Below are 21,824 nucleotides of genomic sequence, written 5' to 3'. Positions count from 1 at the left end.
GGAGGCCGCGGCCGGAGGGCGCGCGTCCCCGCGAGCGCGGGGCCTGCGCGCGCAGACCGCGCGGACTCAGACCGCGGTGCCGACCACGACGGGCTCGGGGTGCAGCAGCACGCCGAACTCCGCCAGGACGCGGCCCTGGACGTACCGGGCGAGCTCGGCGACCTGTTCGGCCGTCGCTCCTCCGCGGTTGGTCAGGGCGAGGGTGTGCTTGCTCGACACGGCGGCCCGCGAGCCGGGCAGGGCGAAACCGCGCGAGACGCCGGCGTGCTCGATCAGCCACGCGGCGCTGAGCTTCACCAGGCCGTCGGCGCGGGGAGGCACGGGCAGCCCGACGGGCGCTCCTGCCTCGACCGCGGCGAGCGGGGTGATGACGGGCGCCTCCGCCGTCGGCTCGACCGGCCAGCGCGGCGCCTCGGGCGGCAGGGAGTCGGCGAACGCGCTCGTGACGAGGGGGTTGGTGAAGAAGGAGCCGGCGCTCGCGGTGTCCGGGTCCTCCGGATCGAGGACCATGCCCTTGCCCGCACGCAGCGCCAGCACGGTCTCGCGCACCCGCGCGAGCGGTACGCGGTCGCCGAGCGCGACTCCGAGCGCCGACGCCAGCTGACCGTAGGCGACGGGAGTGCCGTCGCCCTCGGCGCCGACCTCCTCGAGCGCGAACTCGACGGCCAGCACCGCGCCCCGGCGGCCCTGCTTGATCACGGAGGTGCGGTAGGCGAACTGCAGCTCCTCCGCCGTCAGCCGGACGGGCTCGCGGGCGCCCTCGTCGAGGAAGTCGACCGCGACCAGCGTGTCCGAGAGCTCCTGGCCGTAGGCGCCGATGTTCTGCACGGGCGACGCACCGACCGTGCCGGGGATGCCGCTGAGGGCCTCGAGGCCCGCCCAGCCGCGCTCCACGGTCGTCGCGACGAGTCCGTCCCACGACTCGCCCGCCTGGACCCGCAGGAGCACGCGCCCCGGCTCGTCGGAGGGGAGCCGCTCGACGCCGGTGGTGCGCACGCGCACGACCGTGCCCTCGACCCCGTCGTCGCCCACGAGGAGGTTGGAGCCGCCGCCGAGCAGCAGCCACGGCTCGTCGTCCGACCACAGGCCGACGAGCGTCTCGACCAGCTCCGCCTCGGTGGCGGGCTCGACGAGGCGCTCGGCGGGTCCGCCGACGCGGAGGGTGGTCAGGGCGGAGAGCAGCGGCGCGGAGGTCACGCGAGTCGGACCCGTGCCTGGGCCTTGCCGAGGACGGACTGGCCCTCGACCGAGACGGCGAGGTCGACGCGGACCCAGCCCTCCTCGGCGTTCACAGCACCGATCCTGGCGACCACGTCGATGGCGGCGCCGTCGCGCGGGTCCACCACGACGGGGCGGGTGAAGCGCACCTGGTAGTCGACCACGCGTCCGGGGTCGCCGACCCAGTCGACGACGACCTGCACCGCGGTGCCCATCGTGAGCATGCCGTGCGCGAGCACGCCGGGCAGGCCGACCTCGGCGGCGACGTCGTCGCGGTAGTGGATGGGGTTGAAGTCGCCCGAGGCGCCCGCGTAGCGCACCAGGGTGCCGCGGTCGATCGGGAAGCGGCTCTCGGCGACGACCTGGCCGACGCTCAGCTCGGCGAGAGCGGGCAGTGCGGTGCTCATTCGTCTCCCCTGACCACGAGGGTCGAGATCGCGGTGACGACGTGCTCGCCGCTCGCGTCGACCATGCGGGACTCGGTGGTGACCATCGAGTGGGCGCCGAGCTTCTTGATGGCGGCGACCGAGAGGGTCGCGGTCAGCTCGTCGCCGGCCACGACCGGACGGGACAGCACGAAGCGCTGGTCTCCGTGCACGACGCGGCTGAAGTCGATCCCGCCGTCGGGCTCGGCGAGCAGCTGCTGGAGCGTGAACTCCTGCACGACGACGGCGAAGGTGGGCGGAGCGACGAGGTCGGGGTGCCCGGCGGCGCGGGCGGCTTCGACGTCGTGGTGCAGGGGGGAGGTCGCGGAGACGGCGCGGGCGAACTCGCGCACCTTCTCGCGCCCCACCTGATAGGGCTCCGTGGGCGCGAAGACGCGCCCGACGAGTTCGGGGTTCACTGGCACCCGGCCATACTAGGCGCTGCCGTCGCGGGGCCCTCGGGGCTCCGGAGGCGCCGCCGGTGGTCACCCGGGTATGACCACCGGGAATTTCCCATCCGTGTATGGCTGACCCGCGGCCGAACTTCTCCGAAGCTGGCGGGCATGTCGACACCCACTCCCGAGCGCGACTGGGCGACCTACGCCCGCGAGCTCGGCACCAACATGCACCGGGCCCGCATCGCCAAGGGCGCCAGCCAGGAGCGGATCGCCCACGCGGCCGGGCTCGCGGGCTACACCTACCAGAAGTTCGAGAAGGGCGAGTCGAAGCCCGGCTCGCCCGCGAACCCCACGCTGCACACCCTCCTCGCGCTCTGCGAGGCGCTCGAGATCGAGCTGACGGACCTCCTACCGCCCGACCCGCCGCGCACCTCACGAGGCGCCGAGTAGCCGGAGCACCGCGCCGGCCAGCCGCGACCCCGAGCTGAGATCGAGGTCGACCTCGCCGAGCCCGTCGGCCTCCAGGCGGAGCCTGTCCTCCCCCGACTCCCCCGGGCGGCACAGGGAGACGTGCACCGTCGCGCCCGCGGCCCCGTCTCCACGCGCCCAGAGCACCACCGGGAGCGAGCTCGCCGCGGAGCGGTGCAGCCGCTCCGCCACTGCGACCAGCTCGTCGTGCTCACCCGTACACCAGCGCGGGCACCCCTCGTCGTTCCTGCCGTCCATCCGCTCCTCCACGTTCCGCACCCCTCGGTCGAGGAGACCAGCCCACCAGGCGGTACCGACACCGAGGGCCCGCCGCGCCCCGATCCCGACCGGGGTGTGGACAGGAGACGGTCGTCCGCCCGTTGTGGAGGAGCGAGGACCAGGATCCCATACGCAGGTGGTGCCGCCAGGGGTCCGGCACGAAGCACCGGCGCGGTGTCAGCGGTGGACGATCAGCCAGGTCGCGATCGCCGTGGTCGAGCCCGTGTTGACCATGCGGTGCGGCCGCTCGCACGGGAACGTGATGGCGTCGCCCGGCCCGAGGACGACCGACTCGTCCTCGAACTCGACCGTCAGCTCTCCGAGCGTCACCGTCCCCATCTCGAACCCGTCGTGGCGGAGCAGCTGCCGGTGCGCCGTCGAGGTCGAGCCCGGCGGGTAGGTCGACTCGAAGAAGTCGACGGCGTCCAGCGGACGCGGCGCCAGACGGCGGAACAGCACTCCGCCCTCGAGCGCCACGGGCGCCGACTCGCGCGCCCGGACGACCGCGGTCTCGACCGGCGCCGACGCGCCCTGGTCGAACACGGCGGACAGCGGGACCCCCAGCGCGTCCACGAGGGCGATCAGCCGGCCGACCGAGGGCTGCATGGCTCCGCGCTCGATCTGCGAGACGGCGCTCACGGAGATGCCGAGTCGTCCGGCGAGTGCCTTCAGCGACAGGCCCGCCGAGAGCCGCAGCTCCCGCAGCCGGGCGCCGAGTCCGGCCCCGTCCGCGATCGCCCGGGCGGCCGCCTCGTCGGGCGCGGTGTCGTCGGAGGGCATGGCCCGTCCCCTCTCGCGGATCGTCACACAGCCGTAACGGAGCCGAAACGAGCGGCGGCCTCCCGACTCGTAGCGTGGCCCGCGTGAAGTGATCACTTCACTCGGAACGCTCTCCGCGACGCCCCGCCTCCTCGGCCGGACGTCCCGACCACCCTGACACATCCGCTCCGTGCCGCTCTGCGCACGACCGCCCGAGAGGTGGATCCACCCATGTCCGACCGCGTCACCGCACCCCGAGTCACCGCTCCTCCCGTCGATCCGGATCCCGCCGCCGCGGCGAGCGCCGGCTACGACGACCGCCTCTCCAACGAGGACCTCGCCCCGCTCCGGAAGCAGCGCTGGTCGAGCTACAACATCTTCGCGTTCTGGATGTCGGACGTGCACAGCGTCGGCGGGTACGTGACCGCGGGCTCGCTCTTCGCGCTGGGCCTGGCCGGCTGGCAGGTGCTCGTCGCCCTGGTGGTGGGCATCGTGATCGTGCAGGTCTTCTGCAACCTCGTCGCCAAGCCCAGCCAGGTCACCGGCGTGCCCTACCCCGTCATCAACCGGGCGATCTTCGGCATCCGCGGCGCGAACATCCCGGCGATCATCCGCGGACTGATCGCGATCGCCTGGTACGGCGTGCAGACCTACCTGGCGGCGCAGTCGCTGAACATCGTCTTCCTCAAGTTCTTCCCGGGCATGGCCGCCCTGAACACGCCCGAGGCGTCGTTCCTCGGCCTCTCGGCCCTGGGCTACCTCTCCTACGCGATCCTCTGGGTCGCGCAGGCCGCGCTGTTCTGGCGGGGCATGGAGTCGATCCGCCGCTTCATCGACTGGGCGGGACCGGCGGTCTACGTGGTGATGCTCGTGCTGGCCGTCTACCTGGTGTCGCAGGCGGGCTGGGAGAACATCTCGCTCACCCTCGGCTCCGGCGAGCCGCTCGACCTCGCCGCCGCGGTGCCGGTGATGATCTCGGCCGTCGCCCTGGTCGTCTCCTACTTCTCGGGCCCGATGCTCAACTTCGGCGACTTCTCCCGGTACGCCCGCAGCTACGGCGCCGTGAAGCGCGGCAACCTGCTCGGCCTCCCGATCAACTTCCTCTTCTTCTCCCTCCTCACCGTGATCACCGCGTCGGCGACCGTGCCGGTCTTCGGCGAGCTGATCACCGACCCGATCGAGACCGTCGAGCGGATCGACACCTGGTTCGCCGTGCTCCTCGGCGGGCTCACCTTCGTCATCGCGACGATCGGCATCAACATCGTCGCCAACTTCATCTCCCCCGCGTTCGACTTCTCGAACGTCAACCCGAAGAAGATCAGCTGGCGGATGGGCGGCATGATCGCCGCCGTCGGCTCGGTGCTGCTCACCCCGTGGAACTGGTACTCGAACGACACCGCCATCCACTACACGCTCGGCATCCTCGGCGCGCTGATCGGACCGCTGTTCGGCGTCCTCATCGCGGGCTACTACCTGATCAGCCGCCAGCGCGTCTGGGTGGACGACCTCTACACGATGAGCGAGAAGGGCCGCTACTGGTTCTCGCGCGGCTTCAACCCCAACGCCGTCTGGGCGACCGTGATCGGCGGAGTCCCCTCCGTCGCCTCGGTGCTCGTGCCGCGCTGGATCGCGGAGGCGGGAGGCGCGGAGTTCACCTGGCTCGGCGACTACAGCTGGTTCCTCGGCTGCGGGCTCGGATTCGTCGCGATGGCCGTGCTCGAGCGGCGCGCGCCGCGGATCGGGCGCCTCGACGAGGACCTCGAGCACGTCAGCGACGGCTCGACCGTCTGATCCGGCCGGCACGGAGGAGGGATCCGCTCCGGCCGCTCCGCATCCCGCGGACCGGCGGCCGGGCGGGTCCCTCCCCCTCCCGGCACCCGAACCGAGGAACCACCATGCGCATCACCGTCGTCAACCCGAACACCAGCACTGCGATGACCGCGGCGATCGGCCGGGCCGCCCGCTCCGTCGCCTCGCTCGGCACCGAGATCACGGCCGTCACCCCGCCGATGGGTCCGGCGTCGATCGAGAGCCACTACGACGAGGCGCTCGCCGTGCCCGGCGTCCTGCACGAGATCGCCCGGGCGGAGGCGGCCGGCTGCGACGGCGCGGTCATCGCGTGCTTCGGCGACCCGGGCGTCGACGCCGCGCGCGAGATCGCGAGCGGCCCGGTCGTGGGGATCGCCGAGGCCGCCATGCACATGGCCGCGCTCGTCGGCCGGGGCTTCAGCGTGGTCACCACGCTCTCGCGCACGAGCGGCCGCGCCTGGGACATCGCCCGCCGCGCCGGGTTCGGCGACGCCTGCCGTCAGGTGCGCGCCTGCGACATCCCCGTGCTCGAACTCGACGACCCCCGCTCCGACGCCCGCCGCGCGATCCTGGCGGAGTGCGCCGAAGCGCTGGCCGTCGACGGGTCCGACTCGATCGTGCTGGGCTGCGCGGGCATGGCCGACCTGTGCCGCGACCTCTCACGGGAGCTGGGCGTGCCCGTGATCGACGGCGTCGCCTCGGCGGTGCGCCTGGTGGAGGGGCTCGTCGCGATGGGCGTCAGCACCTCGCGGCGCGACGAGTACGCCGCGCCGCGGACGAAGGCGATGGCGGGGCTGCTCGCTCCGTTCGAGCGGGTCTGAGGTTCCACGTCCCGTGCAGTCGGGCGTTCTGCCGGACCCCCGACCCGGACCCACCTGCGAGGATCGGGGGATGAGCGTCCTCCGCGATCTCGGCCTCGGTGCCCGGCTCTTCCTCCGCGGCTTCCGCACCTGGGTCCGCTCGCCGCGGGCGATGCTCCTCGGCGCGATCCCGCCCCTGATCGTCGGTCTGGTCTTCGTCGGCGTGCTGGTCCTGGTGCTCACGCGGGTGCAGGACGCGGTGACCGCGCTCACCCCGTTCGCAGGCGGCTGGGACGAGGGCACGGCCGCCACCGTCCGCCTGGTGCTCTCGATCGCGGTGGTCGGCGCCGCGCTCGCCCTCGGCGTGGTCCTCTTCGCCGCGGTGACCCTGCTGGTCGGCGACCCCTTCTACGAGCGGATCTGGCGGCGGGTCGAGGACGACCTCGGCGGCGTGCCCGACGAGCGCGAGAGCACCTTCTGGCAGGGGGTCGGCCGCGGCCTCCGCGACTCCGCCGTGCTGGTCGCCACCTCCCTCGGGATCGGCGTGGTCCTGGTGCTGCTGGGCCTGGTGCCGCTGGTCGGCTCGATCGTCGGCCTCGTCGCCGGCGCCCTGGTCGGCGGGAGGGCCCTCGCGCTCGAGCTGACCGGGTTCGCGGGCGACGCCCGGGGGCTCTCCCTCCGCGACCGCCGCCGCCTCCTCGGCGAGCACCGCGCGGTCTCGCTCGGCTTCGGCATCGCCGTCTACCTGGCGTTCCTCGTCCCCGGGGGCGCGGTCGTCGCCACCCCCGCCGCGACGGCCGGCGCGACCCTCCTGCTCCGGACCCTGCGGGGCGAGCCGACCGAGCGGCCGGCCGCCTGACACCGCTTGGCCGCCGCCCGGCTCTCCCCTAGACTCGCCGCGTGCGCACGTCGATCCGAAGCCCCTGGTGGCCCGCCTCCTAGGCGGACCGACGCGCAGACCCCTCGCACGCGACCGCCTCCTCCGGGCGGTCGTTCTGCATGTCAGGGCCCGGGTGGGGCACGACCCGATTCAAGGACCACGATGACCTCGCTCCTCTCCCGCATCCTCGCCTCCGACGGGACGCTGCCGTTCGCGGTGGTCCTCCGCCAGGGCCGCGACGCCGTCGACGTGTTCACGGGCGACGTGCTCGACGTCGAGGGCCTGGCCGACATCCCGCTCGACGGCGACGACGTGCTGACCCTCGTGCCCTACCGGCAGGTGCGCGAGCGCGGCTTCGCGGCGAAGGACGACGGAGCCCCGCTGCGCAACCTCGTGGTGCGCGAGCGCGAGAGCGTCCCCCTGGCGGAGGTGCTGCGGCTCCTGCCCGAGCGGGAGATCCCGGTCGAGGAGCGCGGCTTCGACGTGCCGGACGACGAGTACGCCGACATCGTCCGCCGGGTGATCGAGGACGAGATCGGCCGCGGCGAGGGCGCCAACTTCGTCATCAACCGCGCCTTCGTCGCGCAGACCGACGCGCCGCCCGTCGAGGCGGTCCTGGCCTGGTTCCGCCGCCTGCTCACCGACGAGTCCGGCGCGTACTGGACCTTCGCGATCCACACCCCCGGCGTCGACGGCGCGCAGACGGTCACCGCCGTCGGCGCGACCCCCGAGCGCCACGTCTCGGTGCGCGACGGCGTCGCGATGATGAACCCGATCAGCGGCACCTTCCGCCACCCCGCGGCCGGACCCACCGGGGAGGAGGTGCTCGCGTTCCTCGCCGACGTCAAGGAGAGCGAGGAGCTCTTCATGGTCGTGGACGAGGAGATGAAGATGATGAGCGCGGTCTGCCCGGACGGCGGCCGCATCCTCGGGCCGTTCCTCAAGCAGATGTCGCGGCTCAGCCACACCGAGTACCTGCTCGAGGGCCGCACCGGACTCGACGTGCGCGAGGTCCTGCGGCTGACGATGTTCGCGCCCACGGTCACCGGCTCGCCGATGGAGAACGCGTGCGCCGTGATCGCCGAGTACGAGAAGGAGCCGCGCGGCTACTACTCCGGCGTGCTCGCCCTCTTCGAGCCGGAGGAGCACGGCTACACGGTCGACGCCCCCATCCTCATCCGCACCGCCTACCTCCGCGCGGACGGCCGCCTCACCGTGCCGGCCGGCGCGACGCTCGTGCGCCACTCCACCCCCGAGGGCGAGGTCGCCGAGACGCGGGCGAAGGCGTCGGGCGTCCTCTCCGCCCTGGGCCTGCTGCCGCACCGCGAGGTGCCGCCGGCCATCGACCTGAACGCGCAGCCGGGCGTGCAGGAGGCGCTCGAGGCGCGCAACGAGCGGCTCGCCTCGTTCTGGCTCCGGCCCCAGGCGCCCGAGCACATCGCCGGCCTCGCCGGGCACACCGCGCTGATCGTCGACAACGAGGACCAGTTCACGACGATGCTCGCCCACCAGCTGCGCCACCTCGGGATGGACGCCCGGGTCGAGCGCTGGTCGGAGGTCGCCGACGTGCTGAGCGACGACCTCGTCGTCTTCGGCCCCGGCCCGGGCGACCCCCGCGACGACTCCGACCCGCGGATCGCGCACCTGCGCTCGCTGATGACCACCCGCCTCGAGGCGGAGCGGCCGATGCTCGCCGTCTGCCTCAGCCACCAGATGCTCTCACTGCTGGCGGGCCTCCCGGTCGAGCCGCTGCCCGCGCCCCGCCAGGGCGTGCGCCTGGCGGTGGACGTGTTCGGCGAGGACGCCGCGATCGGCTTCTACAACACCTTCTCCTCCGTCGCCCCCGGCGTCGCGCGCACGCCCCGGCTGGGGCTCGAGGTCTCGGTCGACCCGGAGACGGGAGTGGTCAACGCCCTCCGCGGCGAGCACGTCGCGTCGGTGCAGGGGCACCTGGAGTCGGTGCTCTCCTCCGACGGCCTGCGCACCCTGGAGCGGCTGGTCCGCACCGCGACCGCTCAGCCCGCGCGCGCATGAGCGGCCTGCGGCTGATCGCGTCGCCCGCCTACCCGGCCGAGCTGCAGGAGGCGGTGGCCGCCGCCGTGCGCGCGGCGGCCGAGGCGGCGCGCGGCTGGTACGGGCGCGGCGACAAGGTCGCGGCGGACGAGGCGTCGGTCGCGGCGATGCGCGCCGTGCTGGCCGACGCTCCGTTCGACGGCGTCGTCGTGATCGGCGAGGGCGAGAAGGACGAGGCCCCGATGCTCGCGAACGGCGAGCGCCTCGGCCGCGCCTCCGCTCCCTCCTGCGACGTGGCGGTCGATCCGCTCGACGGCACCCGGCTCACGGCGGAGGGGCTCCCCGGCTCGGTGAGCGTGATCGCGCTCGCCCCGCGCGGCACGCTGTTCGACCCGCGCGACGTGTTCTACATGGACAAGCTGGTCTGCTCCGGAGCGGGCCGGGGCGCCGTCTCGCTCGACCTCCCTCCCGCCGAGAACGCCGCACGGCTGGCGGCGGCGCTCGGGAAGCCCGTCGCGGAGCTGGTCGTCGTCGTGCTCGACAAGCCGCGTCACTCCGGGCTGATCGCGGCCCTGCGCGCGGTCGGGGTCGCGCTCGAGCTGCGCGGCGAGGGCGACGTGTCGGTCGCGATCGAGGCGGCCGATCCCGCGGGCCGCGTCGACCTCGTCCTCGGCATCGGCGGCACCCCGGAGGGAGTGGTCGCCGCGTGCGCCGTCCGCGCCCTCGGCGGGGTCATGGAGGGGCGCCTCGCCCCCCAGACCGCACCGGAGCGCGCCAACGCCCTGGCCGCCGGCCACGACCTCGACCGCCTGCTGACCCTGGAGGACCTGGTCTCCTCGGACGACGTGCTCTTCGCGGGCTGCGCGGTCTGAGACCTCTCCCGCGGGCAGGACCTCGCCCGGGAACGCCGAAGGCCCCGGCTCGACGCGCGAACCGGGGCCTTCTCGCTGTAGCGGGAGCGGGACTTGAACCCGCGACACCACGATTATGAGCCGTGTGCTCTAACCACCTGAGCTACCCCGCCGCGCGTTCTTCGCAGGTCTGGCCTGCGGGGAACGGAGCCCCCTGTGGGAATCGGACCCACTACCTCTTCCTTACCAAGGAAGTGCTCTACCAATGAGCTAAGGGGGCGCACCTGCGGGTCTGACAGCCCCTCTCGGGGCGTGCCCGCGATTTGGCACCGTTAGACGATAGCACCTCCGCGGAGCGTCGATGACCGCGGGGGACGCGCCCCCGCGGCCGCCCGTCTGCGGCTACGCCCGGCTCGCCTCGTCGAGCGCGGCGAGCTCCTCGGCGCTCAGCTCGAGGGAGGCCGAGGCGATCAGCGCCGGCAGCTGCTCCATCACGCGGGCGCTGGCGATCGGCGCGACCACTCCGGGCTGCGAGCGGAGCCACGCGAGCGCCACCGTCGCCACCTCGGCGCCGTGCGCCTCCGCCGCCGCATCGAGCGCCGCCAGCACCCGGCGGCCGCGGCCGTCGAGGTAGCGGGAGGCGCCGTCGGCGCGCGGACCCTCGGGCGTCGATCCGTCGCGGTACTTGCCGGTCAGGAAGCCCGACGCCAGGGCGGAGTAGGGGACGACGGCCAGCCCCGCCTCGCGGGCGAGGGGCAGCAGGTCGGCCTCGATCCCGCGCTCCACGAGGTTGTAGTGCGGCTGCAGCGCGACGGGCGCGTGCAGGCCATCCTCGCCCGCGATGCGCAGCCACTCCGCGACGCGATCGGCGCTGAAGTTCGACACTCCGATCGCGCGGACCAGGCCCTGGTCCACGAGCTCCGAGAACACGGCGGCGATGTCGGCCATCGGCACGGCCTCGTCGTCGAAGTGGGCGTAGTAGAGGTCGATCCGGTCGGTCGCGAGGCGCTCGAGGGAGGCGCGGGCGGCCGCGCGCACGGTGTCGGGCGCGAGGCCGGTGAACTGCGGGTGGCGGCCCGCCTTCGTCGCGATCACCACGTCGTCCCGGTCCCCCGAGCGATGCGCGAGCCACTCGCCGATGATCGTCTCGGACTCGCCGCCCGTGTTGCCCGGGACCCAGGCGGAGTAGGCGTCGGCGGTGTCGATGAAGTCGCCGCCCGCGGCCGTGTAGCCGTCGAGGACGTCGAAGGAGGTCTGCCGCCCCGCGGTCCAGCCGAAGACGTTGCCGCCGAGCGAGAGCGGGAAGACGTCGATGCCGGAGTCGCCGAGCGGCGAGCGGGTGACGGAGGAGGATGCTGCGCTGTCGATGCTCATCCCCCGATTCAAGACCCGCTCCCCGCCGTGATCGATCCCCCTCCCGCGCATGCGCGGCAAGGACTCAGGCTCTCAGCGCCGCGGGTAGTCGGCGTAGGCGAAGCGCGTCGAGTCCGGCGCCCAGCCGGAGACGTTGATCGTCCCCTGCCCGCCGTGGAGGCGCTCCAGCACGCGGCCGGGCTCGAGCGTCGCGCGCCCGGGGAGGTCGAGCAGCCGCAGCTCGACGTCGACGTTCTCGGGGTGCCCGGCTGTCCCCTCCGGATAGGCGAGGTAGAGCAGGTGCGCGCCGTCGGGCGACTCGTGCGGGAACCAGTCGACCGTGTCCGACTCGACCAGGCGGGAGAGCGCGGAGCCGTCGAGACCGATGCGGAACAGCTGCGCCCCGCCTCCGGCCCGCTCGGAGTTGAAGACGAGGGTGCGGCCGTCGGCCGAGACGTCGACGCCGTCGTCGGCCGGCTCGTCGTCGGTCAGGGCGGTGAGCGCGCCTCCTCCGGCTGGCATCGTGTAGACGTCGGTCCGCCACCGCCCGGAGGCGTCGCCGCCGCCGATCAGCGCGAGGGTCGCGCCGTCGGGCGAGACGCCGTGCAGGTAGTGCTTGAAGCGCGCGCCCTCGCGCTCGGCGGTCAGGCGGCGGGCGGGGGCGGAGCCGTCGAGCTCGACCGCGTAGAGGTGCCCGTCGCGCGCCGAGACGTAGGCGAGCCCGCCGGACGGGGCGAGCACGTGGTCGTTGTTGAGCTCGGCCGGCACCCCGTCGAGCGGGATCGGCTCGAGCACGGCCGCCCCCTCGAGCGGCAGCCGGAAGAGGCCGCCGTCGCCGTTCACGATCAGGGCGGAGCCGTCCGGAGTCCAGTTCGGCGCCTCCACGAGGACGGAGTCGGACTCGAAGACGGTCGTCGACTCCCCCGTCGCGAGGTCGTGGACGCGGAGTCGGCAGAGCTGGTCGGGGAGGAGCGAGCGGGCCATGCTCCCCACGGTAGGGCCCTGGCGGATCACGACGGGGCCGTCAAGCCTCTCCGCACTCAGGTTGCGCGGGAGGGCGCTCCGATATTCTTGACCGACTTATGCGCTGGGTACACCTTGGAAGGAACATGTAATGCTCCTCATCCTCGTGATCTCGTTCGCGATCGCCGTGGTGACCCCCTGGCTGGTGGACCGGTTCGGGCCGAAGACGTTCTACGCGCTGGCGCTGATCCCGGCCGCGAGCTTCGTCGCCACCGCGACCGCCCTGCCGACGATCCTCGACGGCGGCGAGATCCGCGAGTCCGTGCCGTGGATCCCCGCGCTCGACATCGCCCTCTCCTTCCGCCTGGACGCGCTCTCGATCGTCCTCGCCCTCGTGGTCAGCGGAGTCGGCGCCCTGGTCCTCGCCTACTGCGCGACGTACTTCAGCCGCGACGAGCCCTCGCTGGGCCGGTTCGCAGCGCTCCTGTCCGCGTTCGCCGGAGTGATGTACGGGCTGGTCACGGCCGACGACGTGATCATCCTCTTCGTCTTCTGGGAGGCGACGAGCGTCCTCTCCTACCTCCTCATCGGCCACTACAGCGGGCGCAAGGAGAGCCGGGGTGCCGGTCTCCAGGCGCTCCTGGTCACGACTCTCGGCGGGCTGGCGATGCTGGTCGGGGTCATCGTCCTGATCGTGCAGGCCGGCACCACCAGCCTCTCCGGGATCGTCGCCGCCGCCCCCTCCGGCCCGATCGTGTCGACGGCGCTGGTGCTGGTGCTGCTCGGCGCGTTCTCGAAGTCCGCCCTGGTGCCGTTCCACTTCTGGCTGCCGGCCGCGATGGCCGCTCCCACGCCGGTCAGCGCCTACCTGCACGCCGCCGCGATGGTGAAGGCGGGCATCTACCTCGTCGCGCGCCTCGCGCCGGGCTTCGCCGACGACTCCGTCTGGCTGCCCGTGGTGGTGAGCGTCGGAGTCTGGACCATGCTCGTCGGCGGCTGGCGCTCGCTCCGGCAGTACGACCTCAAGCTCGTGCTGGCCTACGGCACCGTCAGCCAGCTCGGCTTCCTGACCGTCGCCGTCGGCTTCGGCTCGCGCGACGCCGCGCTGGCCGGACTGACCCTGCTCGTCGCCCACGCCCTCTTCAAGGCGCTGCTCTTCCTCACCGTCGGCATCGTCGACCACCGCGCCGGCACGCGCGACCTCCGCAAGCTCAGCGGCCTGGGACGGCAGGCGCCGGTGCTCGCGGGCGCCGCCCTCGTCGGCGTGCTGTCGATGGCGGGCATCCCGCCGCTGCTGGGCTTCGTCGCCAAGGAGGCCGTGTTCACGAGCCTGATCTCGGCGATCGAGCAGGGCTCGTTCTGGGCCTGGGTCGCGCTGGTCGGCCTCGTCCTCGGCTCGATCCTCACCGTGGCCTACTCCGCGCGCTTCTTCTGGGGCGCCTTCGCCCGGAAGAAGGGGCTCGAGGACACGCACCTGCACGCCGAGCCGTGGACCTTCACCGCCGCCCCGGTGCTGCTGGCCGCCGCCAGCATGATCGGCGGGATCGCCGCCTCCGTGCTCGACCCGCTCGTCGCCGTCTACGCGGACACCCTCCCCTACGCCGCCCCGGACGCCGATCCGGAGCTCGCCGCCGCCGCGGAGGCCTCCGACCACGGCGGCTACCACCTCGCGCTCTGGCACGGCTTCGAGCCCGCGCTGGCACTCAGCGCCCTCGTGATCGCCCTGGGACTCCTGCTCTTCGCCAAGCGCGTCGCCGTCGCGCGCGCCCAGTCGATGCTGCCCAACCGGATCGACTCCGCCGAGGGCTACTGGGCCACCGTCCGCTGGCTCGACCGTGTCGCCAGCACGGTCACCGAGTCCGTCCAGCGCGGCTCGCTCCCCCGCTACCTGACGGTGATCTTCGCGGTCTTCGTCCTCGGCGTCGGCGGTGCGGCCGCCCTCAACCGCACCTGGCCGGGCGATCTCGTCTTCTGGGACAGCCCGGGCCAGCTCGCGGTCGCGGCCGTGATGATCCTCGCGGCGGTGCTGTGCGCGATCGCCCGCAACCGCGTCGCCGCCGTGCTGCTGGCCGGCGCCACCGGCTACGGGATGGTGGCCCTCTTCGCCCTGCAGGGTGCACCGGACCTCGCCCTCACCCAGGCGCTCATCGAGACGGTGACCCTCGTGGTCTTCGTCCTGGTGCTGCGCCGCCTCCCGACCCGCATCGCCGCGAAGCACCAGCCGATGCGCAAGCGCCTGCGCGCCGTCATCGGCATCGCGGTCGGAGCGGTCATGGCCCTCGCCGCCACCATCGCCCTCGGCGCCCGGACCGCGACGCCGATCTCGGCCGAGCTGCCCCGCCTCGCCTACGAAGAGGGCAAGGGCCGCAACATCGTCAACGTCCTGCTCGTCGACATCCGCGCCTGGGACACGATGGGCGAGATCTCGGTCCTCGTCGTGGTCGCCACCGGCGTCGCGAGCCTGATCTTCCTCTCCAGCCGGGCCGGAGGCGCGCCCCGCCTCGAGTCGCAGAGCGCCGACGACCGCCGCGAGCGCGCGATGGACCTGACCACCTCCTCCGCCGACGCCGAGCGCGACGGCGACCGCGGCTCCTGGCTCGTCGCCGGGCGCACGCTCCGGCCGGAGAACCGCTCGATCGTGCTCGAGGTGCTGGTGCGCCTGCTCTTCCACCCCGCGATGATCGTGTCGGTCTACCTGCTCTTCACCGGACACAACACCCCGGGCGGAGGCTTCGCGGGCGGCCTGCTCGCCGGTCTCGCCCTCGTCGCGCGCTACCTCGCCGGCGGCCGCTTCGAGCTCGGCGAGGCCGCGCCGATCGACGCGGGCAAGGTCCTCGGACTCGGCCTCTTCTTCGCCGTCGGCACGGCCGTCTCCTCCCTCGCCTTCGGCCTCGAGGTCCTCGAATCGAGCTGGCTCGACCTCGAGGTGCCGGTGCTGGGCGAGCTCCACCTGGGCACGTCCACCCTCTTCGACATCGGGGTGTACCTGATCGTGATCGGCCTCGCCCTCGACATCCTCCGCAGCCTCGGCGGCGAGGTCGACCGCCACGGCGAGGAGGCCGAGCAGGGCTCCCCCTCGGGCGACGGCGTCACGCACTCGACGGACAGCACCCCCGGCCCCGGCCAGGGCACGGTCGACGGGCTCGAGACCTCGCTCCCCACCGGCTCCACGGTCGTCGGCGGACCGGGCAGGGGGGACGGCGCATGAGCATCACCCTCGTCCTCGTCGTCGTGATGGCAGTGATGTACGCGGCGGGCGTCTACCAGATGCTCGAGCGCAGCCTCACCCGCATCCTGATCGGGTTCCTGCTCGTCGGGAACGCGACCAACATCCTCATCCTGCTGATGGCCGGCCGCTCGGGCATCGCGCCGTTCGTCACCGACGACGGGCGCTCCTACGAGCAGATCGCCGCCGAGATGGCCGACCCGCTGCCGCAGGCGCTGATCCTCACCGCGATCGTGATCACCTTCGGGGTGTCCGCCTTCCTCCTCGCGATGATCTACCGGCGCTGGCGCCTCGCCAACGCCGACCAGGTGGAGGACGACGAGACCGACGCCTCCGTCCGCGAGGACGCGGCGGGCATCTCGGCCCAGACCACCGCCGACGACCGGGCGCTCGACGTCCTGCTCGAGTCCAGCGACGAGGGCACCGCCGCCAAGCACGGGGAGAGCGCCATGACCGACGACAGGAAGGAGGACCGATGAACGCCCTGATCCCGCTCGTCGTCACCCTCCCCCTCCTGGGAGCGGCCGTCGCGCTGATCCTCGGACGCCACCGGCGCGCGCAGATCACCGTGAACATCGTGACGCTCTCGAGCGTTCTGGTGATCTCCTCGGTGATGCTCGTGCTGGTCCTCACCGGCGACGGAGGCGGCAGCGCCGTCTACGTGGGCGGCTGGGAGCCGCCGTGGGGCATCGTGCTGGTCGTCGATCCGCTCGCCGCGCTGATGCTCGTGATCACCTCGATCACCCTGCTGGGCGTCCTGCTGTTCTCGGTCGGCCAGGGCCTCGTCGACGGCAACCGCGAGACGCCGGTCACGATCTTCCACCCGACCTACCTGATCCTCTCGGCGGGCATCCTCAACGCCTTCGTCGCGGGCGACCTCTTCAACCTCTACGTCGGCTTCGAGATCCTGCTGGCCGCGAGCTACGTGCTGATCACCCTGGGCGGCACCGCGCCGCGGATCCGCGCCGGCACGACCTACGTGGTCGTCAGCCTGGTCTCGAGCGTGTTCTTCCTCTCGGCCATCGGCCTGCTCTACGGCGCCACCGGCACGGTCAACATGGCGCAGCTCTCGATCCGCATCGCCGAGCTCCCCGCCGACGTGCAGCTGGTGCTCCACGTGGTGCTGCTGCTCGGCTTCGGGATCAAGGCGGCCGTGTTCCCCCTGTCGTTCTGGCTCCCGGACTCCTACCCCACGGCTCCGGCGCCGGTGACCGCCGTCTTCGCCGGACTCCTCACCAAGGTCGGCGTGTACGCACTGATCCGCACCGAGACCCTGCTCTTCCCCGGCGGGAGGCTGAGCGAGGTGCTGCTGGTGGTGGCGCTGCTGACGCTGATCGTCGGCATCCTCGGCGCGGTCGCGCAGGCCGACATCAAGCGGATGCTGTCCTTCACGCTGGTCTCGCACATCGGCTACATGGTCTTCGGGATCGCCGTGGGCACCCCGGCCGGCTACGCGGCGACGATCTTCTACGTCATCCACCACATCACGGTGCAGACGACGCTCTTCCTCGCGACCGGCCTGATCGAGCGCGTCGGCGGCACCACCTCGATCCTGCGCCTCGGCGGGCTGCTCAAGGCCTCGCCGCTGCTGGCGCTGCTCTACTTCATCCCCGCGATGAACCTCGGCGGGATCCCGCCGTTCACCGGCTTCCTCGGCAAGGTGGGGCTCTTCGTCGCCGGCACGGAGGCGGCCGTCGACCAGCCCTCGTGGCTGATCTGGGCCGTCATCGCCGCCGGAGCCGTCACCTCGCTCCTGACCCTCTACGCCGTCGCGCGCGTCTGGAACATGGTTTTCTGGCGCCGGCAGGAGGAGGTGCCCGGCTACGAGTCGCCCCTGATCGACCAGCTGCAGGAGGACCCCGACGACACGGGCAGCATCCGCACCCGCCACTCGCCGCCCATGATGGTGCTCGCCACCGCGGGGATGGTCGTCGTCGGCGTCGTGCTGACCGTCGGCGCCGGTCCCCTCTACGACGCGAGCGAGCGAGCGGCGAGCGCGGTCGCCGACCCCGCGACCTACATCGCGACCGTCTACCGCGACTCGTCCTTCGGAGAGGAGGGGCCGCGATGAGCCCCCGCCGCCGCGTCGACATCTGGAACCGCGTCGCGATGTTCGTGACCCTCGTCGGGATCTGGGTGCTGCTCTGGGACGACGTCTCGGTGCTGTCGATCGTCACCGGCTTCCTGGTCGCCCTGCTGATCACCCGGGTGTTCTACCTGCCGCCGGTCGAGTTCTCGAACCGCATCAACCCGTGGTTCGTGCTCCTCTTCCTCCTGCGCCTGCTGGCCGACATCGCGGTGGCCTCGGTGCGGGTGTCCTGGCAGATCCTGACCCTGCCCGTCCCGGTGCACAACGCCATCGTCGCCGTGCACCTGCGCAGCCGCTCCGAGGGGATGCTCGTCTGGACGACGGAGGCCGTCTCGCTCGTCCCCGGCTCCCTGGTGATCGACGTGGACCCGCAGCTGAACGTCCTCTACCTGCACGTGCTCGGCGTGACCCACGACGAGGGCGAGCGGATCGACGAGGTGCGCCGGACGGTCCTCCGGACGGAAGCGCGCATCGTCCGGGCCATCGGCTCCCGCGAGGACGTGCAGCGCGTGAATCGGCCGATCGAGGCCGGATCGGGGGTGGTCCGGTGATCGACTGGCTGATCTGGATCCTGGTGCCGGTCTTCGGCGCCGCCTGCCTCCTCGCGCTCGTGCGGATCCTCCGCGGTCCGTCCGTGCTCGACCGGGTCGTCGCGGCCGACGTGCTCGTCGCGACGATCATCTGCGGGATCGGCGCCGAGATGGCGGTCAACCACCACGCGCGGACCCTGCCCGTCGCGCTCGGGCTCGCGCTGTTCGCCGTCTTCGGATCGATCAGCGTCGCCAAGTTCATGGCCAACCGCGAGGAGGACTGACATGGACCTGTTCTTCGACGTGCTCACCGCTGTGCTGCTGCTGGTCGGCGCCCTGCTCTCGCTGCTGGCCGCGATCGGCTTGATGCGGTTCGACGACCTGCTCTCCCGGATGCACGCGGGCACGAAGCCGCAGGTGCTCGGACTGATCTGCGTGATGCTCGCGGTCGCCATCCGGAACCCCGGCTTCGCCGCCGCAGGGACCATCGTGCTGGTGATCGGCTTCCAGCTGCTGACCGTGCCCGTCTCGGCGCACATGGTCGGCCGGGCGGCCTACCGGGCCGAGGCCGTCTCTCCCGGGTACCTCGTCGCCGACGAGCTCGCGGAGGCGGTCACCCGCGCCGACGAGCAGGCCCGCGCGACCGGGCCCGAGACCGCGCACGCGTCCGAGGAGCGGGCGCGCACCTCCTCCGCGCCCCCGCCCGAGGACGAGGACGGCCCGGCCGCGACCGCCTAGGCGACGAGGACGAGCTGCACGGCGGAGGCGCCGGTCATGCTGCGCAGCGCGAATCCGCCGATCGCGAGGGTGACGGCGACCAGGCCGCCGACCAGCAGCACCAGCAGCGGCACCACCCACAGCAGCGCCCGTCGGCGTCGGGCTCGGGCCTCGTCCGGTGTCTCATCGATCACCCGTCGACTGTACGGGACGGCGGAGGGCGTGCCCCCGGCGCCCCCGGGGCGCCCGATAAACTCGACCCCATGACCCTGGACTCCGCTACCTCCGGCGCGCCCGAGAACTCCCCCGGCCCCGACTCCGAGGCCGAGCACCGCCGGGCAGCCGAGTGGTGGCGCACCGCCGTCATCTACCAGATCTACCCGCGCTCCTTCGCGGACGCGGACGGCGACGGCATCGGCGACCTGCCCGGCATCGCCTCGCGCCTCGAGAGCCTCGCCGAGCTCGGCGTCGACGCGATCTGGCTCTCGCCCTTCATGACCTCGCCGCAGAAGGACGCGGGCTACGACGTCGCCGACTACTGCGACGTCGATCCGCTCTTCGGCACCCTCGCCGACTTCGACGCGATGCTCGCCCGCGCTCACGCCCTGGGCATCCGCATCATCGTCGACCTCGTCCCCAACCACTCCTCCAGCGCCCACCGCTGGTTCCAGGAGGCGCTCGCCGCTCCCGCGGGCAGCGCCGAGCGGGCGCGCTACCTGTTCCGCGACGGCCGGGGCGAGTCGGGCGAGCTGCCCCCGAACAACTGGGAGTCGGTCTTCGGCGGCCCCGCGTGGACCCGCGTCATGGAGCCCGACGGCTCGGCCGGCCAGTGGTACCTGCACCTCTTCGACACCTCGCAGCCCGACTTCGACTGGACGAACGAGTGGGTGCGCGAGCGCTTCCGGGAGGTCCTCCGCTTCTGGCTCGACCGCGGCGTCGACGGCTTCCGCGTCGACGTCGCGCACGGGATGATCAAGGCCGAGGGGCTGCCCGACTACACGCCGCCCGCCGACAGCGGGTCGATGGGCGGAGTCGCTCCCGCCGACGGCGAGGAGCCCGCCACCGCCCCCTACTGGGCGCAGGACGGCGTCCACGAGATCTACCGCGACTGGCACTCCCTGCTCGCCGAGTACCCGGACGACCGCGTGCTCTGCGCCGAGGCGTGGGTGCAGCCCCTCTCCAAGCTCGCCCGCTGGGTCCGCCCCGACGAGATGCACCAGGCCTTCAACTTCGCCTACCTCGAGACCCCGTGGAGCGCACCCGCCCTCCGCGACATCATCGACTCCTCCGTCGAGGCCTTCGCCGCCGTCGGCGCCCCGTCGACCTGGGTGCTGTCGAACCACGACGTCGTGCGCCACGCGAGCCGCCTGGCACTGACGTCCGACAACCCGCAGGGCTACGGCATCGGCCCGCGCACGCCGGGACTCCCCGACCCCGTCCTGGGGCTGCGCCGCGCTCGTGCCGCGACCGCCCTCATGCTCGCGCTCCCCGGCTCCGCCTACGTCTACCAGGGCGAGGAGCTCGGGCTCCCCGAGGCGATCGACCTGCCGGACTCGGCGCGTCAGGACCCGACCTGGTTCCGCACGGGCGGCGAGCGCTACGGCCGTGACGGTTGCCGGGTGCCGATCCCGTGGGAGGCGGACGCACCCGCGTACGGCTTCAGCGGCACCGGCGACTCCTGGCTGCCGCAGCCCGGCGACTGGGCGCCGCTCGCGCGCGACCGCCAGCGCGGTGTCGCGGGCTCGACGCTCGAGCTGTACCGGTCCCTGCTCGCGGTGCGCCGCGCCGAGGACCTGGGCTCCGGCGCCGTCGAATGGCTCGAGGGCTACCCGGAGGACGTCGTGGCGTTCCGCAACGGAGCCGTCACGGTGATCGCGAACCTCGGCGAGGCTCCGGTCGAGCTGCCCGTCGGCTCCGTGGTGCTGTCCTCGGAGGAGCTGCACGAGCCGGCGCTGCCCGCCGACACCACGGTCTGGCTGCACGCGGAGTAGCGGGCCGCGGGGTCCGCCCGGCGGCTCCCGCGTCCCGCCGCCGGGTCAGCGCCCGGCGTTGGCCTTGAGCCAGAGGTAGGAGTCGACCTTCGTCACGCCGTCGAGGCGGATCTCGAAGTGCAGGTGCGGGCCGGTCGACATGCCGGTCGTGCCCACCAGGCCGAGGAGCTGACCGACCTTCACCGGGTCGCCCTCGGAGACGGCCGCCGAGCCGTGCTGCATGTGCGCGTACACGCTCGAGACGAGCTGCCCGTCGATCTCGTGGTCGACGATCACGTGCACGCCGAGCGAGCCCTCGCCGTCGATGACCGTGCGCACGACGCCGTCGGCGATCGCCTGGATGGGCGAGCCGTCGCCCGGGTTGAAGTCGGTGCCGCCGTGGTTCACCGAGCAGCCCGCGCAGTTGCGGTAGCCGAAGCGGTCGCCCACCGGCACGCCGACGGCGAAGGGCCACTGGATGGACGCGTTCGGGTCGTTCGTGAAGCCGGTGTCGGAGGTGCGGACGATGTCGGCGACGTTGGTCTGCGTCTTGCGCTCCTGCACGCCGAACCCGTCGCGGGCGACCGTCTCGGCGCTGACCTCGCCGGCGACGAACGACTGCGCGCCGCGGCGGGCGTCGGCGCCGAAGGGGGTCGAGAGGCTCTGCGCCTGCACGTCCTCCGCGGTCAGGAGAGATGTGGCCGGCAGAGAGGTCGCCGCCACGATGGCCGCGACGAAGGAGAGGGCGACGAGTCCGCCGACCCGGGCCCGGCGCACGGGCCGGAGCGGCGTCGCGCGCGGAGCGGGGACGGGCGCCGGGGCGCTGCGGACCGAGGCGACGCGGCGCTCCGCCTCGCGCAGCTGCTCCGCCGTGGGAGCCGCGAGGAGGTCGTCGGAGCCGCTCGCCAGCGAGACGTCGGAGGCGAGGGCCAGAGCGCGCTCGCGCTCGCGGAGCTCGCGACGGGAGAGGGGTGGAGTCGATTCGCCGGGGGTCGATGCAGGGGCGACTCGTAGCCGGGCACCTCCTCCTGCCGGCGCCAGAAAACCATGTTCCAGACGCGCGCGACGGCGTAGAG

The 21,824-nt window shown here is 73.0% G+C and carries 22 protein-coding genes and 2 tRNA genes; 13 read left to right on the top strand and 11 right to left on the bottom strand.

Features of this window, described 5'->3' with window-relative positions; genetic code table 11:
- Window positions 1-66: 66 nt before the first annotated feature.
- Genes C5C36_RS13390 through C5C36_RS13380 form a run of 3 tightly spaced genes read right to left on the bottom strand, consistent with a single transcriptional unit; the run spans window position 67 to window position 2,068 of the window.
- Window positions 67-1,197 (bottom strand): UDP-N-acetylmuramate dehydrogenase, encoded by a 1,131-nt coding sequence (locus C5C36_RS13390; protein WP_104223628.1) that lies wholly within the window; start codon window positions 1,195-1,197, stop codon window positions 67-69.
- Window positions 1,194-1,625, bottom strand: a complete 432-nt coding sequence (locus C5C36_RS13385) for a MaoC/PaaZ C-terminal domain-containing protein (RefSeq protein ID WP_104238284.1) — start codon at window positions 1,623-1,625, stop codon at window positions 1,194-1,196. Before C5C36_RS13385 ends, C5C36_RS13390 begins: the two co-directional genes overlap by 4 nt.
- Complete coding sequence (locus tag C5C36_RS13380) at window positions 1,622-2,068, bottom strand: MaoC family dehydratase N-terminal domain-containing protein (protein WP_104227045.1); 447 nt, start codon at window positions 2,066-2,068, stop codon at window positions 1,622-1,624. The genes C5C36_RS13385 and C5C36_RS13380 overlap by 4 nt, the downstream gene beginning before the upstream one ends.
- A gap of 138 nt (window positions 2,069-2,206) precedes the next feature.
- Between C5C36_RS13380 and C5C36_RS13375 the strand changes: the two genes are divergently transcribed.
- Window positions 2,207-2,491, top strand: coding sequence for a helix-turn-helix domain-containing protein (locus C5C36_RS13375; RefSeq protein WP_104223625.1), 285 nt, complete (start codon window positions 2,207-2,209; stop codon window positions 2,489-2,491).
- Here the strand turns inward: C5C36_RS13375 and C5C36_RS13370 are convergent.
- Together C5C36_RS13370 and C5C36_RS13365 are read right to left on the bottom strand one after the other, a co-directional pair.
- Window positions 2,474-2,767: a DUF6907 domain-containing protein gene (locus C5C36_RS13370; protein ID WP_104262968.1), complete on the bottom strand. Its 294-nt coding sequence runs from the start codon at window positions 2,765-2,767 to the stop codon at window positions 2,474-2,476. The two genes, C5C36_RS13375 and C5C36_RS13370, sit on opposite strands and share 18 nt — an antisense overlap.
- A 198-nt stretch (window positions 2,768-2,965) precedes the next feature.
- Window positions 2,966-3,568, bottom strand: a complete 603-nt coding sequence (locus C5C36_RS13365) for a helix-turn-helix domain-containing protein (protein WP_104227043.1) — start codon at window positions 3,566-3,568, stop codon at window positions 2,966-2,968.
- 210 nt (window positions 3,569-3,778) lie between these two features.
- On the opposite strand from C5C36_RS13365, the gene C5C36_RS13360 reads away from it, so the two are divergent.
- From C5C36_RS13360 to C5C36_RS13340, 5 genes are all read left to right on the top strand, one after another.
- Window positions 3,779-5,338 (top strand): NCS1 family nucleobase:cation symporter-1, encoded by a 1,560-nt coding sequence (locus C5C36_RS13360; protein ID WP_104227042.1) that lies wholly within the window; start codon window positions 3,779-3,781, stop codon window positions 5,336-5,338.
- A gap of 104 nt (window positions 5,339-5,442) precedes the next feature.
- Window positions 5,443-6,177 carry an aspartate/glutamate racemase family protein gene (locus C5C36_RS13355; RefSeq protein WP_104234239.1) on the top strand — a complete coding sequence of 245 codons (735 nt, stop codon included), beginning with the start codon at window positions 5,443-5,445 and terminating at the stop codon, window positions 6,175-6,177.
- A gap of 70 nt (window positions 6,178-6,247) precedes the next feature.
- Complete coding sequence (locus tag C5C36_RS13350; RefSeq protein ID WP_104260448.1) at window positions 6,248-7,015, top strand: EI24 domain-containing protein; 768 nt, start codon at window positions 6,248-6,250, stop codon at window positions 7,013-7,015.
- Window positions 7,016-7,198: 183 nt separating this feature from the next.
- On the top strand, window positions 7,199-9,070 hold the full coding sequence (locus C5C36_RS13345; RefSeq protein WP_104254835.1) for an anthranilate synthase family protein: 1,872 nt from the start codon (window positions 7,199-7,201) through the stop codon (window positions 9,068-9,070).
- A complete protein-coding gene (locus C5C36_RS13340; protein WP_104309879.1) occupies window positions 9,067-9,921 on the top strand; it encodes a fructose-bisphosphatase class II family protein in 855 nt (284 codons plus the stop codon). Before C5C36_RS13345 ends, C5C36_RS13340 begins: the two co-directional genes overlap by 4 nt.
- Window positions 9,922-9,999: 78 nt before the next feature.
- Here C5C36_RS13340 and C5C36_RS13335 read toward each other — a convergent pair.
- From C5C36_RS13335 to C5C36_RS13320, 4 genes are all read right to left on the bottom strand, one after another.
- Window positions 10,000-10,073 (bottom strand) — tRNA-Met (locus C5C36_RS13335).
- A 35-nt stretch (window positions 10,074-10,108) separates the two neighbouring features.
- Window positions 10,109-10,180 (bottom strand) — tRNA-Thr (locus C5C36_RS13330).
- 122 nt (window positions 10,181-10,302) lie between these two features.
- Window positions 10,303-11,274 carry an aldo/keto reductase gene (locus tag C5C36_RS13325; RefSeq protein WP_104309878.1) on the bottom strand — a complete coding sequence of 324 codons (972 nt, stop codon included), beginning with the start codon at window positions 11,272-11,274 and terminating at the stop codon, window positions 10,303-10,305.
- A gap of 72 nt (window positions 11,275-11,346) precedes the next feature.
- Window positions 11,347-12,237: a PD40 domain-containing protein gene (locus tag C5C36_RS13320; RefSeq protein ID WP_104268588.1), complete on the bottom strand. Its 891-nt coding sequence runs from the start codon at window positions 12,235-12,237 to the stop codon at window positions 11,347-11,349.
- 130 nt (window positions 12,238-12,367) lie between these two features.
- Between C5C36_RS13320 and C5C36_RS13315 the strand changes: the two genes are divergently transcribed.
- Genes C5C36_RS13315 through mnhG form a run of 6 tightly spaced genes read left to right on the top strand, consistent with a single transcriptional unit; the run spans window position 12,368 to window position 18,799 of the window.
- Entirely contained in the window at window positions 12,368-15,424 is a 3,057-nt protein-coding gene (locus C5C36_RS13315) for a Na+/H+ antiporter subunit A (RefSeq protein WP_104309877.1), read from the top strand.
- The gene (locus C5C36_RS13310; RefSeq protein ID WP_104223614.1) at window positions 15,421-15,921 is read left to right on the top strand and encodes a Na(+)/H(+) antiporter subunit C; all 501 of its coding nucleotides are present in this window, start codon (window positions 15,421-15,423) and stop codon (window positions 15,919-15,921) included. Before C5C36_RS13315 ends, C5C36_RS13310 begins: the two co-directional genes overlap by 4 nt.
- A complete protein-coding gene (locus C5C36_RS13305; RefSeq protein WP_104227034.1) occupies window positions 15,918-17,513 on the top strand; it encodes a Na+/H+ antiporter subunit D in 1,596 nt (531 codons plus the stop codon). Before C5C36_RS13310 ends, C5C36_RS13305 begins: the two co-directional genes overlap by 4 nt.
- Complete coding sequence (locus tag C5C36_RS13300; protein WP_104234245.1) at window positions 17,510-18,082, top strand: Na+/H+ antiporter subunit E; 573 nt, start codon at window positions 17,510-17,512, stop codon at window positions 18,080-18,082. Before C5C36_RS13305 ends, C5C36_RS13300 begins: the two co-directional genes overlap by 4 nt.
- Window positions 18,079-18,345 (top strand): monovalent cation/H+ antiporter complex subunit F, encoded by a 267-nt coding sequence (locus C5C36_RS13295; RefSeq protein WP_308470711.1) that lies wholly within the window; start codon window positions 18,079-18,081, stop codon window positions 18,343-18,345. The genes C5C36_RS13300 and C5C36_RS13295 overlap by 4 nt, the downstream gene beginning before the upstream one ends.
- A gap of 1 nt (window position 18,346) precedes the next feature.
- Window positions 18,347-18,799: a monovalent cation/H(+) antiporter subunit G gene (mnhG, locus tag C5C36_RS13290; protein ID WP_244229587.1), complete on the top strand. Its 453-nt coding sequence runs from the start codon at window positions 18,347-18,349 to the stop codon at window positions 18,797-18,799.
- On the opposite strand, the gene C5C36_RS17680 is transcribed toward mnhG, so the two are convergent.
- Window positions 18,796-18,972, bottom strand: coding sequence for a hypothetical protein (locus tag C5C36_RS17680; RefSeq protein WP_159939698.1), 177 nt, complete (start codon window positions 18,970-18,972; stop codon window positions 18,796-18,798). The genes mnhG and C5C36_RS17680 overlap by 4 nt on opposite strands.
- A gap of 69 nt (window positions 18,973-19,041) precedes the next feature.
- Here C5C36_RS17680 and C5C36_RS13285 point away from each other — a divergent pair, with 69 nt between their 5' ends.
- A complete protein-coding gene (locus C5C36_RS13285; RefSeq protein ID WP_104309876.1) occupies window positions 19,042-20,769 on the top strand; it encodes a glycoside hydrolase family 13 protein in 1,728 nt (575 codons plus the stop codon).
- Window positions 20,770-20,814: 45 nt separating this feature from the next.
- Here C5C36_RS13285 and C5C36_RS18200 read toward each other — a convergent pair.
- Window positions 20,815-21,824 (bottom strand): M23 family metallopeptidase (locus C5C36_RS18200; protein WP_146085332.1); only part of this gene is annotated, 1,010 nt, incomplete at its 5' end.

The sequence above is a fragment of the Rathayibacter sp. AY1G1 genome (genome assembly GCF_002932095.1).
Lineage (GTDB): Bacteria > Actinomycetota > Actinomycetes > Actinomycetales > Microbacteriaceae > Rathayibacter.
Note: the sequence above shows the minus strand (reverse complement) of the source record. Positions and strands in the feature narration are given on the sequence as shown.

Coding starts and splice junctions, on each gene's coding strand:
- C5C36_RS13385 (WP_104238284.1), bottom strand. CDS start 1,625: ATGAGCACCGCACTGCCCGCTCTCGCCGAGCTGAGCGTCGGCCAGGTC.
- C5C36_RS13375 (WP_104223625.1), top strand. CDS start 2,207: ATGTCGACACCCACTCCCGAGCGCGACTGGGCGACCTACGCCCGCGAG.
- C5C36_RS13370 (WP_104262968.1), bottom strand. CDS start 2,767: ATGGACGGCAGGAACGACGAGGGGTGCCCGCGCTGGTGTACGGGTGAG.
- C5C36_RS13365 (WP_104227043.1), bottom strand. CDS start 3,568: ATGCCCTCCGACGACACCGCGCCCGACGAGGCGGCCGCCCGGGCGATC.
- C5C36_RS13360 (WP_104227042.1), top strand. CDS start 3,779: ATGTCCGACCGCGTCACCGCACCCCGAGTCACCGCTCCTCCCGTCGAT.
- C5C36_RS13355 (WP_104234239.1), top strand. CDS start 5,443: ATGCGCATCACCGTCGTCAACCCGAACACCAGCACTGCGATGACCGCG.
- C5C36_RS13350 (WP_104260448.1), top strand. CDS start 6,248: ATGAGCGTCCTCCGCGATCTCGGCCTCGGTGCCCGGCTCTTCCTCCGC.
- C5C36_RS13345 (WP_104254835.1), top strand. CDS start 7,199: ATGACCTCGCTCCTCTCCCGCATCCTCGCCTCCGACGGGACGCTGCCG.
- C5C36_RS13340 (WP_104309879.1), top strand. CDS start 9,067: ATGAGCGGCCTGCGGCTGATCGCGTCGCCCGCCTACCCGGCCGAGCTG.
- C5C36_RS13325 (WP_104309878.1), bottom strand. CDS start 11,274: ATGAGCATCGACAGCGCAGCATCCTCCTCCGTCACCCGCTCGCCGCTC.
- C5C36_RS13320 (WP_104268588.1), bottom strand. CDS start 12,237: ATGGCCCGCTCGCTCCTCCCCGACCAGCTCTGCCGACTCCGCGTCCAC.
- C5C36_RS13315 (WP_104309877.1), top strand. CDS start 12,368: ATGCTCCTCATCCTCGTGATCTCGTTCGCGATCGCCGTGGTGACCCCC.
- C5C36_RS13310 (WP_104223614.1), top strand. CDS start 15,421: ATGAGCATCACCCTCGTCCTCGTCGTCGTGATGGCAGTGATGTACGCG.
- C5C36_RS13305 (WP_104227034.1), top strand. CDS start 15,918: ATGAACGCCCTGATCCCGCTCGTCGTCACCCTCCCCCTCCTGGGAGCG.
- C5C36_RS13300 (WP_104234245.1), top strand. CDS start 17,510: ATGAGCCCCCGCCGCCGCGTCGACATCTGGAACCGCGTCGCGATGTTC.
- mnhG (WP_244229587.1), top strand. CDS start 18,347: ATGGACCTGTTCTTCGACGTGCTCACCGCTGTGCTGCTGCTGGTCGGC.
- C5C36_RS13285 (WP_104309876.1), top strand. CDS start 19,042: ATGACCCTGGACTCCGCTACCTCCGGCGCGCCCGAGAACTCCCCCGGC.